Source organism: Campylobacter sp. MIT 97-5078 (genome assembly GCF_006864455.1).
Classification (GTDB): domain Bacteria; phylum Campylobacterota; class Campylobacteria; order Campylobacterales; family Campylobacteraceae; genus Campylobacter_D.
On sequence record NZ_QHLK01000024.1, the window covers coordinates 1 to 7089 of the forward strand.

The following is a 7089-nucleotide window of genomic DNA, read 5'->3' on the forward strand; positions in this document are numbered from 1 at the left end:
TACGCTTACGCTTATAGGAGCAGGTTTAATCGTGGCTTTAAGCTCGTATTATCCAGCCAAAAAAGCTACTGAGGTTGATGTGCTTGATACTTTAAGAAATGAATGAATTTGATCTTAATGAGAACTTTGTGAAATAAACCCTGCCCAAACTAATTCAATGAAAATTGTGTAACTAACTTATGCTCAAGGTTTTAAAAAACAACTCCCCGTAACTGCTTTGGCGTTCGATAATGTCGCAAGTTTGACCTAAATTTAAGTTCCCTTTTAAACAATTTGTAAGAATTTGCATTATAAAACAGGCATCTTTTGGAGCGATGTGAGCGGGGCATTTTTGGGCGTTTGTGTAGTGATGATGAATTTTTCTTATTAAAGAAGTGTTACGAATTTCTACAATAAGCATTTCAAGCGGGGCTTTAAAAAACATTAAATTTTGTTTCACATTTATGGAAAGATAAAACATCTCAAGCCCATAAATTTTTTTATCATAAGAATCAAAAAAATACAAAGTCTTGTTGAAATTGTCCTTAAAAGTCGCTATCATCAGCTCTAAAATCGCTATCTTTTGTTCCTTTGTGTAAAAATTTCCTATAGGAGAAAAGCAAAACTCAAGCAAGGATTTTATACTATACCACTCACTCGCTGCAAATGAGTAGTCCCTCATTTTCTCACCTCTTTTTCTTCGGTAAATTTTTGCCTCTTCACTGTCTATATTTTGATACACAAAAGGCACGATAAAGTCTCTATAAGCTGGATTTGGAAAGGCAGGATGCAGTATGGTCGCACCCTCGTTTTCATTTTCAAAAATATATTTTAAACCACCAATATAACCCTCATCAATCACTTTTAATTCCTCATTTTTAAGCCCGTTTAAAAGCGAGAAAAAATGTGCTCTGTCGCTATGCCAAATTTCTTTTGGATAGCGAAAAAGTTCACAAATTTTATTCTTCACGCCCTCATCAAGTTCCTTTTTTTCATTCTTTTCAAGCCAAGAAGCAAGGGTTCTTCTATCTTTTCCTAAAAGGGTGGCAAATTTGCTTAAACTAAGCCCCGATTTATTAAAAATCTCTTTTAGTCTTTCTTTATGATTTAGCATCTTTAGCTCCAAGTTTATTTAATATTACTTTTAGTAACAAATTATTTTTAAATTTTGCATTTTATTTGGAGAAATTTTATACAAATAATCATACAAATTTATAAATTTTGCACAAATTTTATACAAATTTTACATTTTAGTTACAAATTTAAACAATATGCCTTTTAAATTTGCATTGATTTAATAAATAAAATTTTTTTATACTGCTTATATCTTTTAAGAAAGGACAAGTCTATGAGTATTTACGCAAAAACTTATCAAGAATCCATTAGCGATCCTGAGAATTTTTGGGCTGAGGCTGCAAAAAAAGTGCATTGGTATAATGAATGGGACAAGGTGCTTGACTCTAGTGGGGAGCATTATAGGTGGTTTGTAGGAGGTTGTATGAATACTTGCTATAACGCCCTTGATTTACACATTCATCACGGAAGAGGCGATAATATAGCATTAATTTATGATTCTCCTGTTACAGATACAAAGAAAAAATATAGCTATAAAAAACTACGTGAGCGTGTGGCAAAAGTGGCTGGAATCTTGGCAAATAAAGGTATTGTAAAGGGTGATAGGGTTGTCATTTATATGCCTATGATACCTGAAGCTGTGATTGCAATGCTTGCTTGTGCCAGACTTGGGGCTATTCATAGTGTTGTTTTTGGAGGCTTTGCTGCACACGAACTTGCTGCTAGGATAGAAGATGCAAAACCACGCGTTGTCATGAGTGCAAGTTGTGGCATTGAAGTGAGCAATATCGTAGAATACAAGCCTATTTTAGATGAAGCCATTAAAAAATCAAGCCACAAGCCTACCTCGTGCATTATTTGGCAAAGACCGCAATTTAAGGCAAATATGCTTCCTTGGCGCGATGTGGATTGGGAAAGTGAAGAGGAAAAAACTAAGGGAGTTGATCCTGTGCCTGTTGATGCGACCGATCCGCTTTATATACTTTATACCTCAGGCACGACAGGCTCTCCAAAAGGTGTGATTCGGTCAAATGGCGGGCATTCTGTGGCAATGAAATGGTCTATGGATAATATTTATAATATAAAATCAGGCGATGTAATGCTTACAGCCAGTGATGTGGGCTGGGTTGTGGGACATTCTTATATCGTTTATGGTCCTTTGATGAATGGAGCTACTACAGTGCTTTACGAGGGAAAACCTGTAAGAACACCAAATCCGGGTGCTTTTTGGAGAATGATAGAAGAACATAAGGTTAATGTGCTTTTTTCTGCGCCAACTGCTTTTCGTGCGATAAGAAAGGAGGACCCAAAGGCTGAATGGATAAAGAAATTTAATTTAGAGAGTTTAAGGGCTGTTTTTGTCGCAGGAGAAAGATGTGATAGCGATACGCTGAAATGGATACAAAAAATCACTAAAAAATCTGTGATTGATAATTGGTGGCAAACTGAAACAGGTTGGGCAATTGCGGCAAATCCTATGGGTCTTGAACCCCAACCCATAAAGCCCGGAAGCCCTACAAAACCAATGCCCGGCTTTAATTTAAAAGTGCTTGATGAAAACGGCAAAGAATTAGGTGCTGAAAAAAAAGGTGCTTTATGTCTTAAACTTCCTTTGCCACCTGCGAGCTTAATGGGAATTTGGGAAAATGATGAAAGGTATAGAAGAGGTTATTTGGATCAATTTCCGGGCTATTATGCAACAGGTGATACAGGCTATATCGATAAGGACGGCTATGTGTATGTGCTTGGCAGAATGGACGGCATTATCAATGTCGCAGGACATAGGCTTTCAACAGGAGAAATGGAAGAGATTATCTCAAAGCATCCAGATGTGGCAGAATGTGCTGTAATAGGTGTAAATGACGAGTTAAAAGGTGAGATTCCTATGGGCTTTATCGTGCTAAAAAGTGGTATAGAAAGGGATCATAGAGGCATAGTTGATGGGGTTGCGGCTTTGGTAAGGCAAGAAATAGGTGCTGTGGCGAGTTTTAAAATCGCTTGTGTAGTTGATTCTTTACCAAAAACAAGAAGTGGTAAAATTTTAAGAAAAACACTAAGAGAAATAGCCGATGGTGTAGATTACAAAATTCCAGCTACTATTGAAAATGAGGGTGTTTTAAAGCATTGCGAGGAGGCTATTAATAAACTTGGTTATCCACAAATTTCAAAAAAGGAGAAAAGATGAGTGCAGGAAAAAGATTTAGACAGGCTTTAAAGGAGAGCTCACCTTTATTGATATTAGGTGCAGTAAATGCTTATTCTGCTTTACAAGCGACCAAACTTGGGGCTAAAGCAATTTATGTTTCAGGTTCTGGCGTGGCTAGTGCGAGTTATGGATTGCCAGATCTTGGTATAGTTGGGCTTGAGGATTTTTGCATAGATGTGAGACGCATTACTTCAAGGGTAGATACGCCTTTGCTTGTGGATGTTGATACAGGTTTTGGTGGAGCTTTTAACATAGCAAGAACCATTAAAGAAATGACAAGAGCAGGTGCAGCTGCCGTGCATATTGAAGATCAAGTCGTGCAAAAAAGATGCGGACACCGCCCCAATAAAGAGCTTGTAAGCACTGCTGAAATGTGCGATAGAATTAAAGTTGCAATGGATGCTAAGATAGATAGTGAATTTGTGGTTATGGCAAGAACTGACGCACACGCTATTGAGGGACAAGCAAAAGCACTCCAAAGGGCAGCTGCTTATGTGGAAGCGGGGGCTGAAATGATTTTTGCTGAGGCAATTCACAGCTTAGAGGAATATAAAGAATTTACCAAAAACATTAAAGTACCTGTTTTGGCAAATATCACAGAATTTGGTAAGACGCCTTATTTTAGTGCAAAGGATCTTAAAGAGGTGGGAATTTCTATGGTGCTTTATCCACTTTCTGCAAATCGTGCGATGAATCAAGCAGCGGTTAAAGTGTATAAGAGCATACTTAAAAATGGACATCAAAAAGATGTTTTAGAACTGATGCAAACTAGAGAAGAGCTTTATGAAATGCTTGATTATTACGCTTACGAAGATAAGCTAGATGAACTTTTTAAAGGAGGTAAAAAATGAGTGCGAGCCAAGCAGCAAAAAAGCAAGGTGGTTTAGCAGGGGTGATTGCTGGTGAGAGTGCGATTTGCACTTGTGGGCTTGGAAATGGGCTTAATTACTATGGCTATGCGATTGAGGATTTAGCAAGAAACTGCGATTTTGAGGAAGTGGCTTTTCTTTTGCAATATGGCGAGTTGCCAACTTCAAAAGAGCTTGAAAGCTATAAGGAAAAAATCATAGCAAGTCGTGCTTTAAATGAAAATTTAAAAGCTGTACTAAGGGCTATTCCAAAGACAGCTCACCCTATGAATTTAATGCAAAGTGCGGTAGCTGCTCTTGGAAGTTTAGAGCCTGAGAGTGACGATTTTAAAGACCAAGATGAAAAGATTATCAGACTTTTGGGCGTTTTGCCCAGTGTGCTTTGCTATTGGCATCATTATGCAAATTTTGGCAGAGAAATAGACTTTAACTCCGCTCAAAAAAGCATAGCAGGATATTTTTTAGAAAAACTAGAGCTTCAAGCACCAAGCGATGAATTTATTAAGGCTATGCACTGCTCGCTCGTGCTTTATGCAGAACATGAATTTAATGCTTCAACTTTTACAGCTCGAATTTGTGCTTCAACAAAAAGCGATATTTTTTCAAGTGTAGCAGCAGCGATTGGGGCTTTAAGAGGGCCTTTACACGGCGGAGCAAACGAAGCAGCTATGCACCTGATAGAAGGCTTTTCAAGTGTTGAAGCAGCTATTGATGGCGTGAATAAAAAGCTTGAAAATAAAGAGCTTTTAATGGGCTTTGGACATAGAATTTATGGGACTGGTGGAGATCCTAGAAATGCTTTGATTAAAGTGTGGAGCAAAAAACTAGGCGGGGATACTTTGTTGTTTAAAGTTAGTGAGGCGATTGAAAATTTAATGAAAGAAAAGAAGCCAAATTTACCGCCAAATGCGGATTTTTATAGTGCTTCTGCCTATTATTTTATGGGAATACCAACGGATTATTTCACGCCTATTTTTATAATGAGCCGTGTTTCTGGGTGGTGTGCGCACATTAAAGAGCAAAGGGCTAACAATAAGCTCATTCGTCCAAGTAGCACTTATATAGGACCTGAGCCAAGAAATTTCATAAAAATCACACAAAGATAAAGGAGAAAAAATGAGTAATATGGGAATTTTAGAAACCAAAAGACCAGAGTTTGACGAGCTTTTAACAAAAATAGCAAAATACGCTGATGAATACAAAATCACCAGCGATTTAGCCTTAGAAACGGCTAGGTATTGTTTGCTTGATACCTTAGGTTGTGGGCTTTTAGCCTTAAAATACCCCGCTTGCACCAAGCTTTTAGGACCTAGTGTTGAGGGGGCTGAATTTAGACCTTTGGGAGCAAAAGTACCCGGCACTTCTTATCAGCTTGAGCCGATTCGCGGGGCTTTTAATGTCGGTGCTATGATAAGATGGCTTGATTTTAACGACACTTGGCTTGCGGCTGAGTGGGGGCATCCAAGCGATAATTTAGGTGCGATTTGGGCGGTGGCTGATTATGTTAGCCGTAAAAATTTAAGCGAAGCAAAAGCCCCTTTAAAAGTGGGTTGCGTGCTAAAAGCGATGATAAAAGCCCACGAAATTCAAGGCGTTTTAGCCCTTGAAAACTGTTTTAACAAAGTGGGAATGGATCATGTTTTGCTTGTTAGAATTGCAAGTGCTGCGGTGGCTGCTAAGCTTTTGGGTTGTGATTTTGAAGAGATTAGAAACGCTGTTTCACACGCTTTCATTGACGGGGGTGCTTTAAGAACTTACCGCCACGCACCAAATACAGGTTCTCGCAAAAGCTGGGCGGCAGGGGACGCTTCAAGCAGGGGCGTGGATTTAGCTTTGAAAGCAAAAAAAGGCGAAATGGGCTATCCGTCTGCACTTTCAGCTTCATTTTGGGGCTATGAAGATGTGAAAATGAAAGGGCAAAAGCTTACTATACCGCAAGAATTTGGCACTTATGTAATGGAAAATGTGCTTTTTAAAATTTCATTTCCGGCAGAATTTCACGCACAAACTGCTGTTGAAGCAGCCTTAAAACTTCACAATGAAGTGAAAAACCGCTTAGATGAGGTTGAAAAAATCATCATTACTACGCAAGAATCAGGACATAGAATTATCAATAAAGTTGGCAAACTCGACAATCCAGCTGACCGCGATCACTGCATACAGTATATGGTCTCTGTGCCGCTCATTTTTGGACGTTTGGTTGCTGATGATTATGAAGAGGGTGTGGCAAGAGATTCTCGCATAGATAAATTGCGTGAAAAAATGGTGGTTGAGGTTGATGAACGCTACACAAAAGAGTATTTAGAAGCGGATAAAAGAAGCATAGCCAATGCGGTGCAAGTTTTCTTTAAAGACGGCTCAAAAACTGAAAAAATAGAAGTTGAATACCCAATAGGACACAAAAGACGTCGAAGCGAGGGGATACCTGTTTTAATGGAGAAATTCAAGGCAAACTTAGCTGTGAAATTTGCTCCAAAACAATGCGAAAAAATCCTTAAAATTTGTGAAAATCAAAGCAGCTTAGAAGCTATGGATTTTAACGAATTTAGCGATTTGTTCTGGCTTGGGTAAGTTTATTGACATGTTTAAATTTAAAAATCGATGTTTAGCTTAAATTCATTTTGCAAAAAAAGAAGCGTTTATGAGCCTTTCATCACAACGTTTCTCTTGGTTTTACTTTTCACTTAGTTAAATTTGGGCTGGTTTAACACGATTCGTTTAAGTAATTTTAGAGAGTGTTTGCTCATAATTCATAAAAATATTTTCACTTTATATTTTAAAATAGTTCATTTTTCATAGCTACAACTAAAATTTTAAACAAAATTAAGCTAAATTGCATTTTAAGTTTGATAGTTTTTTATTGTTTTGATATTTCTAGTGAGACAATGGAAGGATCGATAGTATAGATAAAGCGAGCATCAAGGGCTAAATTTGCAGCCAAATCCCCACTTCCAGGCGCAA

The 7089-nt window shown here is 38.0% G+C and carries 6 protein-coding genes; 5 read left to right on the forward strand and 1 reads right to left on the reverse strand.

The genetic code is table 11. The annotated features are described in order from the left end of the window. Positions 1–106 (forward strand): hypothetical protein (locus tag DMB91_RS09180; RefSeq protein WP_260604902.1); only part of this gene is annotated, 106 nt, incomplete at its 5' end. Positions 107–172: 66 nt separating this feature from the next. On the opposite strand, the gene DMB91_RS08445 is transcribed toward DMB91_RS09180, so the two are convergent. Continuing rightward, positions 173–1093: a helix-turn-helix domain-containing protein gene (locus DMB91_RS08445; protein WP_034906379.1), complete on the reverse strand. Its 921-nt coding sequence runs from the start codon at positions 1091–1093 to the stop codon at positions 173–175. A gap of 234 nt (positions 1094–1327) precedes the next feature. Here DMB91_RS08445 and DMB91_RS08450 point away from each other — a divergent pair, with 234 nt between their 5' ends. The 4 genes from DMB91_RS08450 to prpD are packed head-to-tail and all read left to right on the forward strand — an operon-like array spanning position 1328 to position 6699. Further along, positions 1328–3238 carry a propionyl-CoA synthetase gene (locus tag DMB91_RS08450; RefSeq protein ID WP_034906377.1) on the forward strand — a complete coding sequence of 637 codons (1911 nt, stop codon included), beginning with the start codon at positions 1328–1330 and terminating at the stop codon, positions 3236–3238. Continuing rightward, entirely contained in the window at positions 3235–4110 is an 876-nt protein-coding gene (gene prpB / locus DMB91_RS08455; protein ID WP_034906374.1) for a methylisocitrate lyase, read from the forward strand. The genes DMB91_RS08450 and prpB overlap by 4 nt, the downstream gene beginning before the upstream one ends. Then, positions 4107–5234, forward strand: a complete 1128-nt coding sequence (locus DMB91_RS08460; RefSeq protein WP_034906372.1) for a citrate/2-methylcitrate synthase — start codon at positions 4107–4109, stop codon at positions 5232–5234. Before prpB ends, DMB91_RS08460 begins: the two co-directional genes overlap by 4 nt. 10 nt (positions 5235–5244) lie before the next feature. Next, complete coding sequence (gene prpD / locus DMB91_RS08465; RefSeq protein WP_034906369.1) at positions 5245–6699, forward strand: 2-methylcitrate dehydratase; 1455 nt, start codon at positions 5245–5247, stop codon at positions 6697–6699. Positions 6700–7089 lie beyond the last annotated feature (390 nt).